The sequence below is a fragment of the Corynebacterium marquesiae genome (assembly GCF_030229635.1).
GTDB classification, from domain to species: Bacteria; Actinomycetota; Actinomycetes; order Mycobacteriales; family Mycobacteriaceae; genus Corynebacterium; species Corynebacterium marquesiae.
On record NZ_JASPII010000007.1, the window covers coordinates 1 to 18,893 of the forward strand.

Genomic DNA, 18,893 nt, shown 5'->3' on the forward strand with positions numbered 1-18,893 from the left:
TGCAATATCGAAATCAGACCCTTGAAGCCCTAACCGCCTAGAATTAAACCAGTCCAACTTTCGGGGGCCAGTTCACAATGAACGCTGCGGGGCGGCTTTGGTGTATCTGCGTACTTAGAAGCTTTCGAGCCAGGCGGCGTGCACGCGAGCGTCGCCATTTTCTTCTGGGTGGAAGCTCAGCGCCGTCACGCGGCCTTGGCGCACGCCGACCACCGCGTCGCCGTTCTCGCCCGGCACCGTCGCGATGATTTCGACGCCGTCGCCCACGCGAGTAACCAGTGGCGCGCGGATGAAGCTCGCCTCAATGTCGAGCTTGTCCTCCCCCATCGCGACTGGCACGATGCGTTCTTCGGAGAAGCGCTGGTTGCCAAAAGCATTGCGGCGTACAGTCACGTCCAGCAGCCCCAGGGTTTGCTGCCCCGGCGCGGGGTTATCGAGCTCGCGGGCGCAGTAGATGAGCCCCGCGCAGGTCGCGAGCACCGGCAATCCTGCGGCCACGGCATCGCGCAGCGGCTCGGCCAGCCCGAAGCTACGCGCCAGCTTGTCGATGACGCTCGACTCGCCGCCCGGAATCACCAGCCCGTCGAGCCCGTCCACGTCGCGCGGCACCCGCACCCGGCGCGTAGCCACACCGAGCCCGTCCAAAATGCGCAGGTGCTCCTCGACGCCGCCTTGCAGCGCCAGCACCCCGACGGTAGCTACCATCCGCGCTCAGCCAGGCGGTGCGGTGCAGGAACGTCGTTGACGTTGATGCCCACCATGGCCTCGCCCAGGCCGCGGGAAAGCTTGGCGAGCTCAGCGGGGTCGTCGTAAAGCGTGGCGGCCTTCACGATGGCTTCCGCGCGCGCCGCCGGGTTGCCCGACTTAAAGATGCCGGAGCCAACGAAGACGCCTTCGGCGCCCATCTGGCGGACAAGGGCGGCGTCGGCAGGCGTGGCCACGCCACCGGCAACAAAGAGCACGACCGGGAGCTTGCCGGTCTCCGCAACCTCGGCGACCAGGTCGTACGGGGCCTGCAGCTCCTTGGCTGCGACATAAAGCTCGTCTCGATCCAGGTGGCGCAGGCGGGCAATCTCGGCCTTAATGGTGCGCAGGTGCTTCACGGCCTCGGAGACATCGCCCGTGCCGGCCTCGCCCTTGGAGCGAATCATGGCCGCGCCCTCGGTGATGCGGCGCAGCGCCTCGCCCAGGTTGGTGGCGCCGCACACGAACGGCACGTCGAAGTCCCACTTATTGATGTGGTTGACGTAATCGGCCGGGCTGAGCACCTCGGACTCGTCGATAAAGTCCACACCCAGCTCGCCCAGGATCTGCGCCTCTACAAAGTGGCCGATACGGGCCTTGGCCATGACGGGGATGTCGACGGCCTCGACGATGCCCTCGATAAGCTCCGGGTCAGACATGCGGGCCACGCCGCCCTGCGCACGGATATCGGCCGGCACGCGCTCCAGCGCCATCACGGCCGATGCGCCCGCGTCCTCCGCGATGCGCGCCTGTTCCGGCGTGACGACGTCCATGATGACGCCGCCCTTCAACATATCGGCCAGTCCTCGCTTCACGCGCGTGGTAGCGCGTCCTTGTTCATTTACCTGTTCAGTCATAGGTGCCATAGTGGCCCACACAAGTGGTACAAGACAAGAGCCATTTTTAGCGTGTTGGATTAGACCACCTATGATGGGCCCGTGCCTCTTCGCCTCGATCCCTCTGATACGCGGCCGCTGCCCGTGCAAATCGCCGCCGCCCTCCGCACCCAGGTTGCCGCCGGCGTCCTCCTGCCCGGCGAGCGCGTTCCCTCGACCCGCCACTTGGCTTCGCAGCTCGCCGTTTCCCGAGGCAGCGTGGTCACCGCCTACGAGCAACTCACGGCCGAGGGCTACCTCACCGCGGAGGTCGGGTCGGGCACCGTCATCAACCCGCGCCTCCCCCACGCGCGTGCCCCACGGCCGGAGCCGGCCCCCGCACCGGCCACTGAGCCCGAGCTGGTGTCACTGACCCCCGGCCTGCCCGACACCGCCGGAATCCTCACCCCTGAATGGAGGGCCGCGTGGCGCGCCGCGGCTGTCGACCCCTCCGGCGATCTGCCCCGCGAGGTCGCCGCGCACCTGCGCCACATGCGCGGGCTTAACGTCGACCCAGCCTGCATCCTCATCACGGCCGGCGCCCGCGACGGCCTCTCCGTACTCCTGCGCGCTCTCGGCCGCCAGCTGCGCGTGGGCGCAGAATCCCCCGGCTACCCCAGCCTGCGCCGTGTGCCCCGCGCGCTCGGCCATACGTTGGTGGAAATCCCCACCGACCCCGATGGCGTCACCGTCCCCACGGCCGATCTCGACGCCCTCATCGTCACCCCCAGCCACCAATACCCCTACGGCGGCTCGCTTCCTGCAGCCCGGCGCGCCGAACTCGTCGAATGGGCCCGCGCACACGACGCCCTCCTCATCGAGGATGACTTTGATTCCGAACTGCGCTACGTCGGTCAGCCACTGCCCGCCCTGGCCGCGCTCGCCCCGGAACACACCGTGCTGCTGGGCACCTTCTCCTCGGTCATCTCCCCCTCCATTGCCTGCGGCTACCTCGTCGTCCCGCCGCGCCTGCGCTCGGCCGTTGACCGCGTGCGCGAGGTCTTCGGCCAACCCGTCGGCGCCATCCCCCAGGCGGCGCTCGCCCACTACCTTGCCAGCGGCGCTTTACGACGCCACACCGGCCGCATGCGCCGCACCTATAAACGCCGCCGCAACCTAGTGGCCGAAACGCTGGGCTCCGTCGATGGCGCCCAGCTCCTGCCCATCCACGGTGGTCTCCACGCGGTTCTGCTGTGCGATCCAGCCGTGGTCCCCCGCGCCGCCGCCCACGGCATCAAACTCACCCCACTGCGCGATTATTGGGGCGGCGCCGATGCTGAAGACGGCGTCGTCCTCGGCTTCGGCCACCTTAGCGACACCGAGCTACGCACGAGCCTCTCCGCAGTCGCGGCCGCCTTACGCGAGTGATACCGTAATGCCAACGTTCATAAACGAAAGGTAATACATGTCCCTCGGCCCGCTTGAATTCCTACTCATACTCATTCCGTTTCTTATCCTCGCCGGAATCATCGCCATCGTGGTCAAGCTCGTACGCAATAGCAACGAAACTCGCACTAACACCCGCCGCATTGCTGATCAGCTCGAGAAACAAGACCGCCACCGCTAAGCAAGGCACCCCACCAGACCAAGCACACACCGACCGCTTGGTCTATTTTTATTCTCGGTTCTGCCAGCGAGTTTTCCAAGATCCATTCGCCATACATACCGCTTGGTCTAGTCTTGCCAAGCATGACGACGAAATACGATAACTCCAATTCCAACTGGTCCTTCGCTACCCGCTCCGTACACGCGGGCCAAAACCTCGACGGGCACCACAACGCCCGCAACGTGCCGATTTACCAGACCACTTCCTACGTTTTTAACGACGCCGAACACGCGGCCAACCGCTTCAACCTTTCCGACGCCGGCCCCATCTACACCCGCCTGACCAACCCCACCCAGGACGCGCTGGAAGAGCGCCTCGCCTCCCTCGAGGGCGGCGTCGCGGCCGTTGCCTTCGCCTCCGGCCAGGCCGCCGAAACCGCGGCCATTTTGAACCTCGCCTCGGCCGGCGACCACATCGTTACTTCCCCGCGCCTCTACGGCGGCACCTCAACACTCTTCACCGTCACGCTCAAGCGCCTAGGCATCGACGTCACCCTCGTCGAGAACCCGGATGACCCGCAGTCCTGGCAGGACGCCGTCCGGCCGAATACGAAGGCCTTCTACGGCGAGACCTTCGGCAACCCCGTAGCCGATGTCCTCGATATCCCGGCCATCGCCGAGGTCGCCCACAATAACCAAGTCCCGCTCATCGTGGATAACACCATCGCCACCGCCGCCCTCGCCCGACCGTTGGACCTCGGCGCGGACATCGTCGTGGTTTCGACCACCAAGTTCTACACCGGCAATGGCTCGGCCATCGGCGGCGCGATTATCGACGGCGGCTCCTTCGACTGGACCGTCACCCGCAACGGCGAGCCCGTCTTCCCCTACTTCGTCACTCCAGATGAGGCCTACCACGGCCTGAAGTACGCTGATCTCGGCACCCCAGCCTTTGCACTCAAGGCCCGCGCCGGCCTGCTACGCGATACCGGCGCCGCCATATCCCCCTTCAACGCCTGGCTGACGCTGAATGGAATTGAGACGGTGGGGCTGCGTGTCGAAAAGCACAATGCCAACGCCCAGGCCGTTGCCGAGTACTTGGAAGGCCACGCCAAGGTCACCAAGGTCAACTACGCCGGCCTGGATTCTTCGCCGTACAAGGCCACCAAGGAAAAGCTCGGCTACGCCTACACCGGCTCCGTGCTTTCCTTCGACATCGACGGCGGCCGCGAGGAAGCCTGGGCGTTTATCGACGCCCTCAAGCTCCACTCCAACCTCGCTAATATCGGTGACACCCGCTCCCTGGCCGTACACCCAGCAACCACCACGCACTCGCAGTCCGACGAGCCTGCGCTTGCTGCTGCCGGCATCACCCAGTCCACCATCCGTCTGTCCGTGGGCATCGAGCACATCGATGACATCATCGCGGACCTCGAGCTGGGCTTTAACGCGCTGGCATGAAGCTAGTTAGCATCGGCGACTTCCACACCGAAGCCGGCGCCACGCTTGCCGACGCCCACATTGCCTACCACCGCTTCGGCCACCTCCTCGGCGATCCCCACGGCCGCAATAACGTCATTGTGGTTGAACACGCCCTGACCGGTGATTCGAATGTGGCCGAGTGGTGGGCCGATCTAGTCGGCCCTGGCAAGGCGCTAGATACGACGAAGTGGTGCGTTATCGCCACCAACGCACTGGGCGGATGCGGCGGCTCCACCGGTCCCGCCTCCCCGCACCCAGACGACGGCCGCGCCTGGGGCTCGCGCTTCCCCGCGCTTTCGGTGCGCGACCTTGTCTCGGCCGAGCGCGCCGCGCTCCGCGAGCTCGGCATCACCCACGTCCACGCCATCATTGGCGGTTCGATGGGCGGCGCGCGCACGCTGGAGTGGACGCTGATGCACCCCGAGGCCGTTGATGCGGCCTGCGTCATTGCCGTATCGGCCCGCGCTTCCGCCTGGCAGATTGGCATCCAGTCGGCGCAAATCGCGGCCATCGAGCAGGATTCCTTCTGGCATGGCGGCGACTACTACGCCTCCGCGCAGCGCCCACGCGAGGGGCTGGCGGCCGCGCGTCGCATTGCACACCTGACGTATCGCGGCGAGCAGGAAATCGACGAGCGCTTCGGTGTCCAGGCCCAGACCGGCGAGAACCCGCTCGGGCCCTACCGCCGCCGCAATGAGCGCTTTGCCGTCAATTCCTACCTGGACTACCAGGGCACCAAGCTGGCCGATCGCTTCGATGCCGGTTCCTATGTCACCCTCACCGAGGCGCTCAACCGCCACGATATCGGCCGCGGCCGCGGCGGCCTCAACCGCGCGCTGGGCTCGTCCAAGGTGCCAACGATGGTCGTCGGCGTGGACACGGATATCTTGTATCCGTACCATCAGCAAGAACACATCTCGCGCAATCTGGGAAATCTGTTGGCGATGGCGAAGGTTGTCTCCCCAGTGGGCCACGATGCCTTTCTTACCGAGTCACGCCAGATGGATCGCATCTTGCGAAACTTTCTCACCCTTTCCCAACCGGACCCGCGCATCGATTCTGCGGCCGGCGATCCGACTGAGTACACGATTTAAGAACCCGCCAAGTCTGGGATCGCCAAAGCCGCGCAGCGCGCACTAGCGATAAGCGGTGCGGCACACTGCGCTGGGACTATGGATTGACGGGGCGAGCAGAGGCGGGACGCGGCTCAGCGATCTTCGGGCGGTGTAGCCCAGGGCGGGCGCCAGACGATACCTTCGCCGGGGCGGCGCTCGAGCCGGCCGCGGCGCGGCGGCGCATTGGGGTCATCATCATTGACCCCGTTGTGATACTTGCAGGCCATGGTGAGGTTTTCGGAATTGGTGTCCCCACCGAGCAGCCACGGGGTGAGGTGGTGAACTTGGCATTCATCCGCTGGCGTGTGGCAGTCGGGCCACGGGCACACTGGATTTTCCGCCATCGCCATCTGCCGTTGCTTCCACGTAGCCCGGCGCCGCGATTGGTAAAGGTTTACGGGTCCGGTGACGGGATGGATGAGGGTGATAAGGCCGACGTCGGCAAGCGCACGGCGGGCAAGGTCCGCACCGGAAATCTGCGCGCCATTGGTCAGCTGCAGCGTCACGTCCTCGCCGTGGGTGACCTTGACCATCTCATTGAGGGTGAGGACCACGTTGGTGGTGATTGTGGAAGCGGCGGCACCCTGGGAAAAGACGCGGCGAGCATCGGCGACGGTGGAGACATGGTTATTAATCTCTGCCACCAGTTCGGACTCGGCGGTAATGGTCAGCGTCCACAGGTCATCGCGGCGGCGGGTTAGGCGCACTCCCTCAGAGCGCTTGGTGGTGCGCTCCTCGCGCACAAGGCGGCGGGCGCGCTTTTCAATCTCACTGGTAGCAACGCGCAGAGCGCAGAGTTCTTCGCGCAGCGCCCAGGCCGCACGCTGGGTTTTCATCTTCTGGGCGTAGTGCTCGATGATTTTTAGCGCATCGAGCGGCAGCGTCGTGCGGCGGGCGGTGCGCTGCTTGGCGCGAAAGGAGGTGCGGCCGAAGTAGGTATCGGCAAGGCGGGCGAACTCGACGGCTTCGCGGTCGCTAAAGCCCTTATCGACGAGCTCTTCTACCGACAGCCCAGCACACTCCTCGATGAGCACCATCGGGGAGTTCACGGCTGTCAGGTAGGTCGAAATCATGGCCCCGAGCCTAAGTGGGCCGCGCATGCCGGCGCGCGGAGGCGGGCGGTGACCTGTGGATAACCGCCCGAACTACACCATTTAGGGCCGAGATGGGTGATGGCTCTACAAAAACCTGTGGATAACTAGCTGCCGAGCGAGTCCACGGAAAAGGCCAGAAAGGCCATCGTGGCGCCGAGCAGGCCGGTGAAACAGGCGTCGAAGCGGCGCGAGCGCACGGCTAGCACGCCGACGCGACTAGAATCACACGTCAGTCGGACCACGGTGAGCCACAGCAAGGCCAATCCGAGGAGGAATGTGGCTCGCCGCCAGTACTCGAAGACAGCATAGCCACCGGAGACAATCACGCCGGCCACGAAGAGGCCGATTGCTGCCCACTGCGCGGCGGGCGGCAGCGAGGAGGGCGCGAGGCCGGCGTCGTGCGGGTTATCTAGATTCACGCCAACTTTTCCGCGCGCTCGACGATATTGCGCACCAAGAAGGCACGAGTCAGCGGGCCGACGCCGCCCGGGTTCGGCGAGACGAATCCGGCCTTGTCCCAGCAGTCTGGGTGGATGTCGCCGGTGAGCTTGCCGTCGACGCGGGAAACTCCGACGTCGAGAAGCGCGGCGCCTTCCTTAATCATGTCCGCGGTGAGCATGTGGGGCTGGCCGGCGGCGGCGATGACGATATCGGCCTCGCGGGTCTCGGCGGCCAGGTCTTTGGTTCCGGTGTGGCACAGGGTGACGGTGGAGTTCTCGCTGCGGCGAGTAAGCATCAGGCCAATAGGGCGGCCCACGGTAACGCCGCGGCCGATGACCACGGTCTTGGCGCCGTTGAGCTCAACGCCGAAGCGGCGCAAAAGGTGCAGACAGCCGTTCGGGGTGCACGGCAGGGGCGCCTCCTCGTTGAGCACGAGCTTGCCCAGGTTAACCGGGTGCAGACCATCGGCATCCTTGGCGGGGTCGATGCGCTCGAGGATGGCGTTTTCATCCAGGTGCTTGGGCAGTGGCAGCTGGACGATGTAGCCGGTGCAGGCGTCATCGGCGTTGAGCTCATCGATGACGGCCTCGAGCTCTTCCTGCGTGATGTCGGCCGGCAGGTCCTTGCGGATGGAGTTGATACCGAGCTTTTCGCAGTCGCGGTGCTTCATCTTCACATAGGACTGGGAGCCGGGGTCTTCGCCGACCAGGACGGTGGCGAGGCCGGGGGTAATCCCCTTGTCCTTCAGCGCGGCCACGCGCTGGGCGAGGTCGGCGAAAATCTCGTCGCGGTACAGTGTGCCATCTAGTTTGGTAGCGCTCATAGCCACCATCCTAGACTGAAGGCATGAGCCAGCTGCACATTGTCTTTGATAACCCGGTCATTCCTACTAATACAGGCAACGCCATCCGCACGGCCGCGGTGACGGGCGCGAGCCTGCACCTAATTGAGCCGCTGGGTTTCAATTTCGACGATAAGCACTTAAAGCGCGCCGGGCTGGATTATCACGATCTGGCCGATGTGCAGATTCACAAGGATTTTCAGGCCTGCATGGATGCGCTGCCGGGCGCGCGCGTATTCGCGTTTACCACGCATACGGATAAGTGGTTTACGGATATCGAATACCAGGAAGGCGATGTCTTACTCTTTGGCACGGAGCCGACCGGCCTGCCGGAGGAGCATATTAACCATTCGCGCGTGACGGACCACGTGCGCATTCCTATGGTGCCGGCTAGGCGCTCGATGAACCTGTCGAATTCGGCGTCGACGGCCGTATTCGAGGCGTGGCGCCAGCTGGGCTTTAACGGGGCGGTTTAAAATCCGGCAGTTGGCGGGAGCGCAGGCGGGCAAGGAGTGCGGCGGCGTCGGCAAGCGTGAGGTTGCGCGCATCCATGCGCACGGGCCCTTGGACGAGGTCGAGGCCGACGGTGGCTAGGCCGAGCGCTTGGGAAATCGGCCCGCGGCGGTAGGTTAGCTCCTGGATATGGGAGGTGTGGATGGCCTTGACGCGGCGGTTGAGCCGGCCGTTGCGCACGATGACGTAGTCGCCGGTGAGCGCGACGGTTTGCTGGCGGTAATCCAGCGGGGAGACCCATTTGGCGCGGGCCGGCGAGGCGTAGGTGGGGGCGGCGTCGGCCGGGAGGAATTGCCGGGCTTGGGCGAGGGTGCCCACCGGAAGGATGCGAGTGGAGCCAGAAGCCTTGCCGCTTGCCGACGCCCCATACCCCGCCACCGAAACCCTCACCTCGTACCAGCCCAAGGGCCGCCAGAGGAAGGGCTGGGTTATCTGCACGGCGTGGATGCGGTCGAGGCGAATGCTTTGGCGGCGGCGATCGGCCAGGCCGTAGGTGATATTGAGCACCTCGCCGTCGGTGCGGGCGGTATAGCGCCAGGAAGAATCGAGCACGTTCCAAGCGTTGGGAAGCGCGCCGACGAGAATGGGCAGCGCGGTCGAGGGCGGCAACCGCGTAACCACCACGAGGATGAGGAAACCGACGAGGAAAAGCGTGGACGTACGCAACGCGGCCGCAATCAGGGAGCGGGCGATGGGGATTTCAGGCACGAGAGCTGGTTCTTCGGCCGGCGGGGCGGGTGTTTGGGCGCTAATCGCGTCGGCGGCGGTTGCGTCGATGTCAGTGTCGGTAGCGGCCGGTGTGGGTGCGCCGTGGACGCGGGCGAGGATGTCATCGCGTAGGGCCTCGGCGTCGGCCTTCTTCAGGTAGGCGATTTCGATGACAGAAGATTGGCCGCCTGCGGTTTCCACGCGCACGGCTGCGAGGCGAAGGAGTCGGGCGATGACGGGCTCGACGACGTCAACGGCCTGCGTGCGGTCATAGCGTGCGGTGCGCAGCTGGACAGATAATAGTCCGCGGCGCAAAGAAAGCTCTTCTGCGCCGAGCCGATAGCCCATGCGGCGCCACCATAGGCCGGAGACGAGCCACACCACCGCGCAGACCGCGATGAAGCCGGCGAGGGCGAGGGCGGTATCGCGCAAGGCCTCGCCGCGGTGTTCGCCGGTAATAAAAGCGAAGATATCGCGCAGGGCTGCCAGGTTGACGTTGAGGGCGAAGGCCGCGATGAGGGCTAGGATTACGGACCACAGGCGCAGCAGCGGGGTGAGGCGGTGGACGCGCCGGAAGCTGAGCTGATCGCTCATAGGCCGCTCATCCGTTCGCGGGCTTGATGGGCAAGGCGGGTACGGAGGGCGTCGGCAAGCGGGGCTTCCAAGCCTTTGATGGTGGCATCCGTGCTGGCCGAGGCCGTATGGAGCTGCAGCTTTTTCAAGCCTAGGGCGCGGTCGATGGGCCCGGAGGTCACGTCGACGAACTGGATGCGGCCATAGGGCACCACGGTGAAGGTATACCAGAGCTTGCCGCGGGTGATAAGTAGCTCGTCGTCGGTTTCGAGCCAGCCCATGTTGCGCACTTGGGCGGGGATGAGCCAGAGCAGCCAGAAGAAAAGTGCGACGAAAATTCCGGCCGCCCAATAGAACCACGGGGTCCACCAAAAGCCTGCAGCAGCGGCGGCCGCGGCGAGCAGAAACATCCAGCTCAGGTGGTGGATATAGCGCGAGGTCACCAGTCGCTGTGAGACGGGATTCATTTCTTCGCTCATAGCTATTGACAGTATCAATCGGGTTCACCCCTTGCGCAACTTATCGTTACTCGATATTATCGAATTACGACAACATCGAAAGTCGATAAATTATCGACGGAAAGGATTGTCATGACCACCCCACAACCCACCCCTAAGGCCGAGCGCCGCGAAATTAATGCAGCAGCCGGTCTCGCCCTCCTCACCATCATCATCCTCGGCCCCTCCTACCTGCGCGACCTTGCCACCGGCCACTTTTCCACCGCACTGAGCGCGGCCATTCCGGAAGGCCTAGGCAAACACAACCTCGACGGCGGGCCATTCTGGATGCTCGCCGCAGCGCTCGCCGTCAAGATTGCGGCCATCTTAATTATCGCGTTCTTTGCCTATAGCCTGGTTAAGCCGATGCTTCGCGGACAGGTTTTTAATACGAAAAATATCCGCCTCCTGAACGGAATGACCGCCGGCATCCTCGTCTGGTTTATCGGACGGTTCGTACTCGAAGGCCTGGGCAACAACTGGGCCTCCTCACAGCTTGGAATCGACTGGTGGGCCAGCCAGGACGGAACGTCCCTTGGCGAGCTCGCCCTGCCCTACCTCTTCGTCTGCACCTTGCAGCTCTTCTCGGCCGCCATCAAGCGCGGATGCAAACTGGAAGAGGAGGTCGAAGGCCTTGTCTGAGATACATGAACCCCAAGTAATCTGCCACCTCGACCGGATTATGCAAGAGCGCGACATTACCGGCGCGGCGCTCGCTAGAGAAGTAGGAATCACCCCAGTTAACCTCTCCGTCCTGAAGAATAATCGCGCCAAGGCCGTACGCTTTAGCACCCTGGCAGCACTGTGCACGGCACTGGACTGCCAGCCGGGAGATATCTTCGGCGTCGAGTAACAAGCCTTGCCAGCGTGTTGGGTTTATGCAATACTTTGATTTATGTCCCCAAAGAAGAAGCCCTCCGCACCCATTTATAACCGGGTTCGTGTGCTGCGCGCCGAGCGGGACATGTCGCGCGCGCAGTTGGCTGAGGCCATCGACGTCAATCCCCAGACCGTCGGTGCACTTGAACGCGGCGACCACTCCCCCAGCCTGGACTTAGCCTTCCGCGTCTGCGAGGTCTTTGACCTCCCCGTGGAGGCTATTTTTTCCCGCCAGGAATTTTCCCCCATGTCCACTGAAATCTACAGGAAGAATTCCTAATGGCTAACACGATTCCCGCCTCCGTTTCTCGCCGCAAGCGCCTGGTCCTGGCCGGCGATATTTTTCTCGGCCTGGCCATCGTGGCGGCGGCCCTACACTTCTTCGCTCTCGGCTTGTCTAACTTGCTATGGCCAATTGCCGGCATTGCGGCGACTATCTGCACCACGTGGCTGCGCCAATCCATACGTCGCCTCGATGTGCCCACCACGGATATGGACGGGTACGAACTGCGCCTGCATACCGGCGCCCGTGACCAAGGCCTTAAAACTGCCTTGGCCACGGCCATAGTGCTCTTCCTCGTCGCCGGCGCCACCGCATTTGGGCTGCGCTTCCTCGGGGCGGATGAAGTCGCAGTGGAGGAGGCGACCTCGGGGGCGAATATCGCCATCTTCTTTGCCGAGCTCATCTATATCCAGCTGCTGTGGATCCCATTTGCGGTAGCCAAGGAATTGGCCAATAAACTTAACGCGGACGAGCTGCGCAGCGGCGGCAACTAGCGGAAGTCGCGGGAGCCGCGGGAGAGGAATTCCCCAAAGTCCAGCGGCTCGAGCTTATCCGCAACCACGCTGACCACGCCGGTGGCATTTTGCACGATGCCGCGGATGATCATCGCACGGGCGGTGCGAGCCAGCACCTTATGCCGCGACCACAATCCGGGTGAAACCATCACATTCATCAGGCCGGTCTCATCCTCCACACCCAAAAAGGTCAGGCCAGACGCTGTACGCGGGCGCTGGCGGTGAGTGATAATGCCGGCGATGCGCACGCGGGTGCCATCGGGGACATGGGGGAGCTGGGAGGCAGGGAGGACGTCGGCAAGCGAGGCACGCACCAGCTCCATCGGCTGCTGGTTATGGGTCACGCCGGTGGCGGCGACGTCGGTAGCCATAAGCTCAAAAGCAGACATGCCGGGCAGGTGCGGCGAGGCCAGGGCGGAGGTGCCGGGCAGCATGCCCTCGCGCTCGGTGGCGGCAACGCCGGCCTGCCACAACGCTTGGCGACGGTCCAGCCCAAGGCACTCCAACGCCCCGGCCGTGGCCAGCGCCTCCACCTGCTCCACACTGAGGTCCGCCCGGCGCGAAAGATCGGACACGCTAGCAAAAGGCGCGGCCGCCTCTACACGCTCGGCGGCGGACTCCCCCAGCCCTTTGATGAGGTTAAGGCCCAAGCGAATCTCGGCTGGTCCCGTCGCGCGGGCCTGGGCGCCGGAGTCATTAATACTTACCGGCAGCACCCGCACGCCGTGGCGCCGGGCATCCTGGATGAGTGACTGCGGGGAATAGAAACCCATCGGCTGTGCGCGCAGCAGGCCCACACAAAATTCCGCCGGGTAGTGATATTTAAACCACGCGGAAAAATACACCAGCGAGGCAAAGGACTGCGAGTGCGACTCCGGGAAGCCATAGGCAGCAAAGGCCACAATCTTGGTCCAGAGCTTATCGGCCACCTCGCCCTCGATACCGTTGGTCTCGCGCAGGCCGGCAAAGAAGCGGCTGCGCAGCGCGGCCATCTTTTCCGGGGAGCGCTTCGAGCCCATGGCGCGGCGCAGGTCATCGGCCTCGGCGCCGGAAAAACCGGCGGCGTCGACCGCGATCTGCATCAACTGCTCCTGGAAGAGCGGGATGCCTAACGTCTTGCCCAGGGATTTTTCCAGCACCGGATGGTCATAGGTCACCTCCTCAAGGCCATCGCGGCGGCGCAGGTAGGGGTGCACGGACCCGCCTTGGATAGGGCCGGGGCGAATGAGCGCGACCTCGACCACCAGGTCAAAGAAGCGGCGCGGCTTCAGGCGCGGCAGCGTGGCTAGCTGCGCACGGGATTCCACCTGGAAGACGCCCACCGCATCGGCGCGGCAGAGCATGTCATAAACTTCCGGCTCGGCAAGGTCGAGCTCCCACAGGTGCACCTCGCGGCCGGTGGTGGCGCGCACGGCATCAATCATGTGGTGCAGCGCCTCCAGCATGCCGAGGCCCAAGAGGTCGAATTTCACCAGGCCGGCGGCCGCGCAGTCGTCCTTATCCCACTGGAGTACGGAACGATTGTCCATGCGCGCCCATTCCATGGGCACGACGTCCGCAATGGGCCGATCGCACAGCACCATGCCGCCGGAGTGGATGCCCAGGTGGCGGGGCTGGCCGAGGAATTGCTCGGCTAAAGAGGAGACGTCGGCAGGCGGCTCAGAGGTACCTTTCGACCACGCATCGGCCGAGCCCTGCGGGTAGCCCAACGCGCGGGCTGCATCGCGCGTAGCTCCCTTGCGGCGATAGGTAATGACATTGGCCACCTGTGCGGCGCGATCGCGGCCGTGGGTGCGGTAGACATACTGGATGACTTCCTCGCGGCGGCCGGACTCGATGTCGATATCAATATCGGGCGGGCCATCGCGGTCCGGGGAGAGAAAGCGCTCGAAGAGCAACTGCGCGGAGATGGGCTCTGCATTGGTAATGCCCAGCGCGAAGCACACCGCAGAGTTGGCGGCCGAGCCACGCCCCTGGCACAGAATATTCTCGCGCCGGCAAAAATCCACCAGATCGCACACGATCAGGAAGTAGCCGGGGAAGCCCAGCTGCTTGATGACGCCCAGCTCATGCCGAATCTGCTTCCGCGCCGCCTGCCTGATCGCGGCCGGGCGCGAAGCATAGCGGTCCTTGGCGCGGCGCCAGACCTCGTGCTCCAGCCAGCTCATTTCGGTGTACCCCTCCGGCACCGGAAAATGCGGCAGGTTGGGCGCGAGGGCGTCCCAGGTAAAAGAGCACTCGCGGACGAGCGCCACGGTTTCGGCGATGAGCTCCGGCCGATCCGGCAAGAGTTGCGCCATCTGCTCGCCGGATCGCAGCCAGCCAGCTCCCATGGGGTGGGCGTGCGGAGCGGCGGCCGCAAGAGATTCGCGCCGGGCTAGGGCACGCTTGGCGGCGGCGAGCCGAGTTTGGTCGCGGGTCGCGGCCGCGGGCCGTGCGGTTGCGATGGCCCGCAGGTTATTGTATTTATCGAGGAAACGGTGCTGATCCGCATCCTCGGGGGACATGCTGCACGAATATTCGAGAACTATGCTGTCTATTTTTATTCTTTCGAGCAAGTTATCGATTTCTGCTAGCGCCTCCGGCCCCACCAGAAAGAAGCACTCCCCTTCCAGTTCGCGCGCCACTTCATCCAAGGACGGATAAGCCACGCGATCCTTCTCCCCGGCTTCCATCCGGGCGCGCGCGATGAGGCGCGACAGGCGGCGATAGCCCTCCGGGGTGCGTGCCAGCACGGTCACCGGAGCCTCCGCGAGCGATAGCTCCGCGCCATATACAGCCGGAAGGCCCGCTTTAGCTGCGGCTTCAGCAAATTTCATCAGGCCATAAAAACCATCGCGGTCCACTATGGCCAGCCCCTCAAGCCCCAGCTCCACAGCCCGGGCCACCAGTTCCTCCGGCTCGGCGGCGCCGTCGAGAAAACTATAGGAACTTACCGCATGCAGCTCCGCAAAGGGCACGGTGGAGTGGCCGCGCTGGGCGGGAACCGTTGGTCCGTGAAGGTGATCCACCGGCACGGGCGCAGCAGATTCGCGGCCAGAGAGGATGCGCTCCACCCGCGACCACGACAGCGCCCTTCCACCATTAAATTCCACCCCACACAGCGTAATATCGAATTATTGTTCTAGACAAGCCGGTGGGACGTGATGCCCACAATAGACAAAGCGGTTCGCTGATTGCTAAGTTGCTAAACAAGCAAATTATTTCAACTCCTACAAGAAGGGGATTCCCCATGCAGATCCGTCGCGTAGTGGCTGCTACCGCCGCCGTAACCATCGCCGCCACCAGCCTGGTGGCATGCTCTTCCGACTCCGATGACTCCAAGACCATCACAGTCGGCACCACCGATGACGCAAAGAAGGCTTGGGTAGCGTTCGAGCAGGAAGCAAAGAACGCAGGCTATGACATCGATATCCAGCCTTTCGCGGATTACAACACCCCGAACCAGGCTCTGGACCAGGGCGAGCTGGATACCAATAACTTCCAGCACCTGAAGTTCTTGGCGGAGTATAACCACGGCAACGGCACCAACCTGGTGCCTATCGTGGCTACCGAGATCGTGCCGCTAGCACTGTTCTGGAAGGACCACGACTCCCTCGACGGCATCGAGGGCGAAGAGGTCGCCATCCCGAATGACTCCACCAACCAGGCTCGCGCCATCAACGTGCTGGTTCAGGCCGGCCTTCTCACTCTGAAGGACAAGGACAACCTGGAGCCCACCCCGCTGGATATTGACGAGGCGAAGTCCAAGGTCAAGGTCACCCCGGTAGATGCGGCACAGACCACGTCCGCACACGGAGAGGGCACCCCGGCGATTATCAATAACTCCTTCCTGGAGCGCGCCGGCATCGACCCAGCCACCGCCATCTTCCAGGACGACCCGAACTCTGAAGAGGCAGAGCCGTACATCAATGTCTTCGCCGTCCGCGAGGAAGACGCCGATAACGAGGACATCAAGAAGCTCGCCGAGCTATGGCACAGCGACGCCGTCCAGGAGGGCGTCGACGAAGACTCCGCCGGTACCTCCGTCGAGGTGGAGCGCAGCCAGGAGGATCTGCAGAAGATCCTAGATAAGCTCGAAGCAGATCTGGACTAATCACCCTTGCTTTTACCCCGCCGGAGTCCCCGGCGGGGTTTGGCACTTTCCTAGCTAAGGACGCAAACACGTGGCAGATTCCACTCAACGCGGCACCCGCATCGAGTTCCGCGAGATCACCAAGGTCTTTAAACAGAAAAAGGCACGAGTCAAAGCCCTCGACAATGTCTCCATGACCATCGAGCCCGGCGAAATCGTCGGCATCATTGGCTATTCCGGCGCCGGCAAGTCCACCCTCGTGCGCATGATCAACGGTTTGGACACCCCGTCTGCGGGCGAGCTACTGCTTGATGACACCAATATCGTCGGCATGTCCGAGAAAAAGCTGCGCGGCATTCGCCGCAATATCGGCATGATTTTCCAGCAGTTCAACCTGATGAACTCGCGCACCGCAGCCGGCAATATTGAATACCCGCTGCAGCTACAGGGCGTCGGCAAGCAGGAGCGCGCCAAGCGCGTGCAAGAGCTGCTGGACTTCGTCGGCCTGGGAGACAAAGGAAAGAGCTACCCGGAGCAACTCTCCGGCGGCCAGAAGCAGCGCGTCGGCATTGCCCGTGCGCTGGCCACCAACCCTTCGCTGCTGCTTGCCGACGAAGCCACTTCCGCCCTCGACCCCACCACCACGCAGGAAGTCCTCGACCTACTGCGGCGGGTGAACAAGGAATTCGGCATCACCATCGTGGTTATTACCCACGAGATGGAAGTCGTACGCTCCATCGCCGATAAGGTCGCCGTGATGGAAAGCGGCCGCGTAGTGGAACAAGGCAGCGTCTACGAGGTCTTCTCCAACCCGCAGACCTCCGTGGCCGCCAAGTTCGTGGCCACCTCGCTGCGCAACGAACCCGACGTTGTCGAAACCGACGACCTGCTTGCGCACGAAGGCCGCCTGTTTACCATCAACCTCACCGAGGAATCCGGCTTCTTCACCGCCGCCGCCCGCCTCAAGGAAGCCGGCGTATCCATCGCCGTTGTCCACGGCGGTATCACCACGCTGCAGCAGCATTCCTTTGGCAAGCTGACCGTGCGACTCAGCGGCGATAATAACGCCATCGAAGGGTTTTACCGCACGCTTTCTACCACCACCCAGATTGAGGAGATTGCACGATGACCGTCACCACCCTCGCCCAAGCCAACTGGGACCGCCTCGGCCCTTCACTAGCCGAGGCCATCGTCGATACCCTCATCATGGTCTCGACCACCCTCATCATCTCCGGCATCCTCGGCCTTGGCCTGGGCATGCTGCTCTATACCACCCGCACGGGCGGCATCCTGCAAAACCGGTTTGTCTATTTCATAGTCAACCTGCTGGTGAACTTCGTCCGCCCCATCCCGTTCATCATCTTGCTGGCTTTTGCTCAGCCACTGACCGTCATGGTGATGGGCGGTTCCATCGGCCGCGGCCCGGCGACCTTCGTCATGGTGATCGCCGCAACCTTCTCCGTAGCCCGCGTGGTGGAACAAAACCTCGTATCCATCGACCCCGGTGTTATCGAGGCCGCCCGCTCCATGGGCGCCTCGCCGTGGAAGATCATTACCTCCGTTATCGTCCCAGAGGCCCTCGGCCCACTGATTCTGGGCTACACCTTCCTGTTCATCGCCATTGTGGATATGTCCGCTATGGCCGGCTACGTCGGCGGCGGCGGCTTGGGTGACTTTGCCATCGTCTACGGCTACCGCGCCTTCGAGTGGGAAGTCACCGTCGTGGCCACGCTCATCATCATTGTGCTGGTGCAGGCCGCCCAGTTCTTTGGCAACTGGCTCTCCTCCAAGGTCATGCGCCGCTAGCCCCTGCTTGCCGACGCCGCCTTCGCGCAGCCTACCCCGCGACCGGCTCCACGCCGGTCGCTACGATGGCTTGGCCTTTCTTCGGCGCATCGCCGCACGAGGAGACCACACCTTCTACCTCGCGCTCCTCGAGCGCCACGCGCCAGCGCCGGCCGTCAGCGTGGCTGACCTCGCCGCTGTCGGTGGCGGTGAGCTGGCCATAGGAGAGGTCCTCGCCGGCGTCGATAAGCGAGCGGGCCACCGCCAACTCCGCCACCTGGCCGCGCGGGCTGAAAATACCGCGCCCGCGATTTACCGGGTAGAAATACTTCCCCTTCGCCGCCGCCGCAATCATCTGCGCGGCGGCTTCTTTATTCATACGGCCAAAGGAATAGCCCCACGGCATGAGCATGACCGACGGCGCGAACCGGTGCCCCTTCGTGTGCGAGGTCTCCCACACTATATCTGGGTAATCCGCCACCAGCTCCGCGGCCAGCGGCCGGCCCTTGACCGCACAGCACGTATCGCGCTTCGCATGCGTACACACCAGCACTAGCGGCGTGTCCAAAGCGCCGCCCCCATTGCGGCCAGGCCCGGTCAGGTCCAGATCGAGGATCTTCTCCGGGCCCGTCAGCAGCACGAGTTCCATCACGCCCTGCTCGGCCCACACCAGGTAACAGCGGTGCATCTTGCCTACCTGGCGGCCGTCGCGGCCCGGCCGGCGGATAAGCTGCAGCCCCGCCACGCCCTTCAGCTTGGTCTTGAGCTGCGCCGTGAACTCCGGCCCAAAGGTATCGCCGTCGAGCACGTCTCGCGACCATCCGCCCGGCCACTCGAAAAGCACATAGACGGATTCCTTCTTCGCCGTGCCTGGCAGCGGCTCTACCTGGATATCTGAACAGAACTCGGTCATATACCTAAGCCTAAC

At 63.7% G+C, this 18,893-nt stretch carries 21 protein-coding genes; 12 read left to right on the top strand and 9 right to left on the bottom strand.

Annotation, left to right across the window (positions count from 1 at the left end):
- Window positions 1-114: 114 nt before the first annotated feature.
- Complete coding sequence (pdxT, locus tag QP971_RS05815) at window positions 115-705, bottom strand: pyridoxal 5'-phosphate synthase glutaminase subunit PdxT (RefSeq protein ID WP_284811086.1); 591 nt, start codon at window positions 703-705, stop codon at window positions 115-117.
- Window positions 699-1,601, bottom strand: a complete 903-nt coding sequence (gene pdxS / locus QP971_RS05820; protein ID WP_040424867.1) for a pyridoxal 5'-phosphate synthase lyase subunit PdxS — start codon at window positions 1,599-1,601, stop codon at window positions 699-701. The genes pdxT and pdxS overlap by 7 nt, the downstream gene beginning before the upstream one ends.
- A gap of 81 nt (window positions 1,602-1,682) precedes the next feature.
- Between pdxS and pdxR the strand changes: the two genes are divergently transcribed.
- The 4 genes from pdxR (at window position 1,683) to metX (ending at window position 5,740) form a co-directional block, all read left to right on the top strand.
- A complete protein-coding gene (pdxR, locus tag QP971_RS05825) occupies window positions 1,683-2,987 on the top strand; it encodes a MocR-like pyridoxine biosynthesis transcription factor PdxR (RefSeq protein ID WP_198492569.1) in 1,305 nt (434 codons plus the stop codon).
- 37 nt (window positions 2,988-3,024) lie between these two features.
- Window positions 3,025-3,186 (top strand): hypothetical protein, encoded by a 162-nt coding sequence (locus QP971_RS05830; RefSeq protein WP_162837285.1) that lies wholly within the window; start codon window positions 3,025-3,027, stop codon window positions 3,184-3,186.
- A gap of 122 nt (window positions 3,187-3,308) precedes the next feature.
- A complete protein-coding gene (locus tag QP971_RS05835; RefSeq protein ID WP_284811087.1) occupies window positions 3,309-4,625 on the top strand; it encodes an O-acetylhomoserine/O-acetylserine sulfhydrylase in 1,317 nt (438 codons plus the stop codon).
- On the top strand, window positions 4,622-5,740 hold the full coding sequence (gene metX, locus QP971_RS05840) for a homoserine O-acetyltransferase MetX (protein ID WP_284787208.1): 1,119 nt from the start codon (window positions 4,622-4,624) through the stop codon (window positions 5,738-5,740). The genes QP971_RS05835 and metX overlap by 4 nt, the downstream gene beginning before the upstream one ends.
- Before the next feature lie 113 nt (window positions 5,741-5,853).
- Here the strand turns inward: metX and QP971_RS05845 are convergent, their stop codons facing one another.
- The 3 genes from QP971_RS05845 to QP971_RS05855 all read right to left on the bottom strand — a co-directional run bounded on the left by QP971_RS05845 (window position 5,854) and on the right by QP971_RS05855 (window position 8,119).
- Window positions 5,854-6,834, bottom strand: a complete 981-nt coding sequence (locus QP971_RS05845) for an HNH endonuclease signature motif containing protein (RefSeq protein ID WP_284767811.1) — start codon at window positions 6,832-6,834, stop codon at window positions 5,854-5,856.
- Window positions 6,835-6,959: 125 nt separating this feature from the next.
- Complete coding sequence (locus QP971_RS05850) at window positions 6,960-7,274, bottom strand: DUF3017 domain-containing protein (RefSeq protein ID WP_049378934.1); 315 nt, start codon at window positions 7,272-7,274, stop codon at window positions 6,960-6,962.
- Window positions 7,271-8,119 carry a bifunctional methylenetetrahydrofolate dehydrogenase/methenyltetrahydrofolate cyclohydrolase gene (locus QP971_RS05855; protein WP_049378933.1) on the bottom strand — a complete coding sequence of 283 codons (849 nt, stop codon included), beginning with the start codon at window positions 8,117-8,119 and terminating at the stop codon, window positions 7,271-7,273. The genes QP971_RS05850 and QP971_RS05855 overlap by 4 nt, the downstream gene beginning before the upstream one ends.
- A 23-nt stretch (window positions 8,120-8,142) precedes the next feature.
- Between QP971_RS05855 and QP971_RS05860 the strand changes: the two genes are divergently transcribed.
- On the top strand, window positions 8,143-8,613 hold the full coding sequence (locus QP971_RS05860; protein ID WP_049378932.1) for a tRNA (cytidine(34)-2'-O)-methyltransferase: 471 nt from the start codon (window positions 8,143-8,145) through the stop codon (window positions 8,611-8,613).
- Here QP971_RS05860 and QP971_RS05865 read toward each other — a convergent pair.
- Both QP971_RS05865 and QP971_RS05870 read right to left on the bottom strand, forming a co-directional pair.
- Complete coding sequence (locus tag QP971_RS05865; RefSeq protein ID WP_284811088.1) at window positions 8,597-9,952, bottom strand: PH domain-containing protein; 1,356 nt, start codon at window positions 9,950-9,952, stop codon at window positions 8,597-8,599. The two genes, QP971_RS05860 and QP971_RS05865, sit on opposite strands and share 17 nt — an antisense overlap.
- The gene (locus QP971_RS05870; RefSeq protein ID WP_284787195.1) at window positions 9,949-10,410 is read right to left on the bottom strand and encodes a PH domain-containing protein; all 462 of its coding nucleotides are present in this window, start codon (window positions 10,408-10,410) and stop codon (window positions 9,949-9,951) included. The genes QP971_RS05865 and QP971_RS05870 overlap by 4 nt, the downstream gene beginning before the upstream one ends.
- A gap of 111 nt (window positions 10,411-10,521) precedes the next feature.
- Here QP971_RS05870 and QP971_RS05875 point away from each other — a divergent pair, with 111 nt between their 5' ends.
- From QP971_RS05875 to QP971_RS05890, 4 genes are read left to right on the top strand one after another with little or no spacing between them, the layout of a single operon-like run.
- Complete coding sequence (locus QP971_RS05875) at window positions 10,522-11,070, top strand: hypothetical protein (protein WP_232619491.1); 549 nt, start codon at window positions 10,522-10,524, stop codon at window positions 11,068-11,070.
- 1 nt (window position 11,071) lies between these two features.
- The gene (locus tag QP971_RS05880) at window positions 11,072-11,281 is read left to right on the top strand and encodes a helix-turn-helix domain-containing protein (RefSeq protein ID WP_420361662.1); all 210 of its coding nucleotides are present in this window, start codon (window positions 11,072-11,074) and stop codon (window positions 11,279-11,281) included.
- A gap of 42 nt (window positions 11,282-11,323) precedes the next feature.
- Entirely contained in the window at window positions 11,324-11,587 is a 264-nt protein-coding gene (locus QP971_RS05885) for a helix-turn-helix transcriptional regulator (protein WP_023020645.1), read from the top strand.
- A complete protein-coding gene (locus QP971_RS05890; protein ID WP_284787191.1) occupies window positions 11,587-12,084 on the top strand; it encodes a hypothetical protein in 498 nt (165 codons plus the stop codon). Before QP971_RS05885 ends, QP971_RS05890 begins: the two co-directional genes overlap by 1 nt.
- On the opposite strand, the gene QP971_RS05895 is transcribed toward QP971_RS05890, so the two are convergent.
- Window positions 12,081-15,200 (bottom strand): error-prone DNA polymerase, encoded by a 3,120-nt coding sequence (locus QP971_RS05895; protein ID WP_284787189.1) that lies wholly within the window; start codon window positions 15,198-15,200, stop codon window positions 12,081-12,083. The two genes, QP971_RS05890 and QP971_RS05895, sit on opposite strands and share 4 nt — an antisense overlap.
- A gap of 137 nt (window positions 15,201-15,337) precedes the next feature.
- Here QP971_RS05895 and QP971_RS05900 point away from each other — a divergent pair, with 137 nt between their 5' ends.
- From QP971_RS05900 to QP971_RS05910, 3 genes are all read left to right on the top strand, one after another.
- Window positions 15,338-16,201 (top strand): MetQ/NlpA family ABC transporter substrate-binding protein, encoded by an 864-nt coding sequence (locus tag QP971_RS05900; RefSeq protein ID WP_284787187.1) that lies wholly within the window; start codon window positions 15,338-15,340, stop codon window positions 16,199-16,201.
- 70 nt (window positions 16,202-16,271) lie between these two features.
- Window positions 16,272-17,309: a methionine ABC transporter ATP-binding protein gene (locus QP971_RS05905; RefSeq protein ID WP_284811089.1), complete on the top strand. Its 1,038-nt coding sequence runs from the start codon at window positions 16,272-16,274 to the stop codon at window positions 17,307-17,309.
- Entirely contained in the window at window positions 17,306-17,986 is a 681-nt protein-coding gene (locus tag QP971_RS05910) for a methionine ABC transporter permease (protein ID WP_049378924.1), read from the top strand. The genes QP971_RS05905 and QP971_RS05910 overlap by 4 nt, the downstream gene beginning before the upstream one ends.
- 31 nt (window positions 17,987-18,017) lie before the next feature.
- On the opposite strand, the gene QP971_RS05915 is transcribed toward QP971_RS05910, so the two are convergent.
- Window positions 18,018-18,878 (bottom strand): sucrase ferredoxin, encoded by an 861-nt coding sequence (locus QP971_RS05915; RefSeq protein WP_284811090.1) that lies wholly within the window; start codon window positions 18,876-18,878, stop codon window positions 18,018-18,020.
- Window positions 18,879-18,893 lie beyond the last annotated feature (15 nt).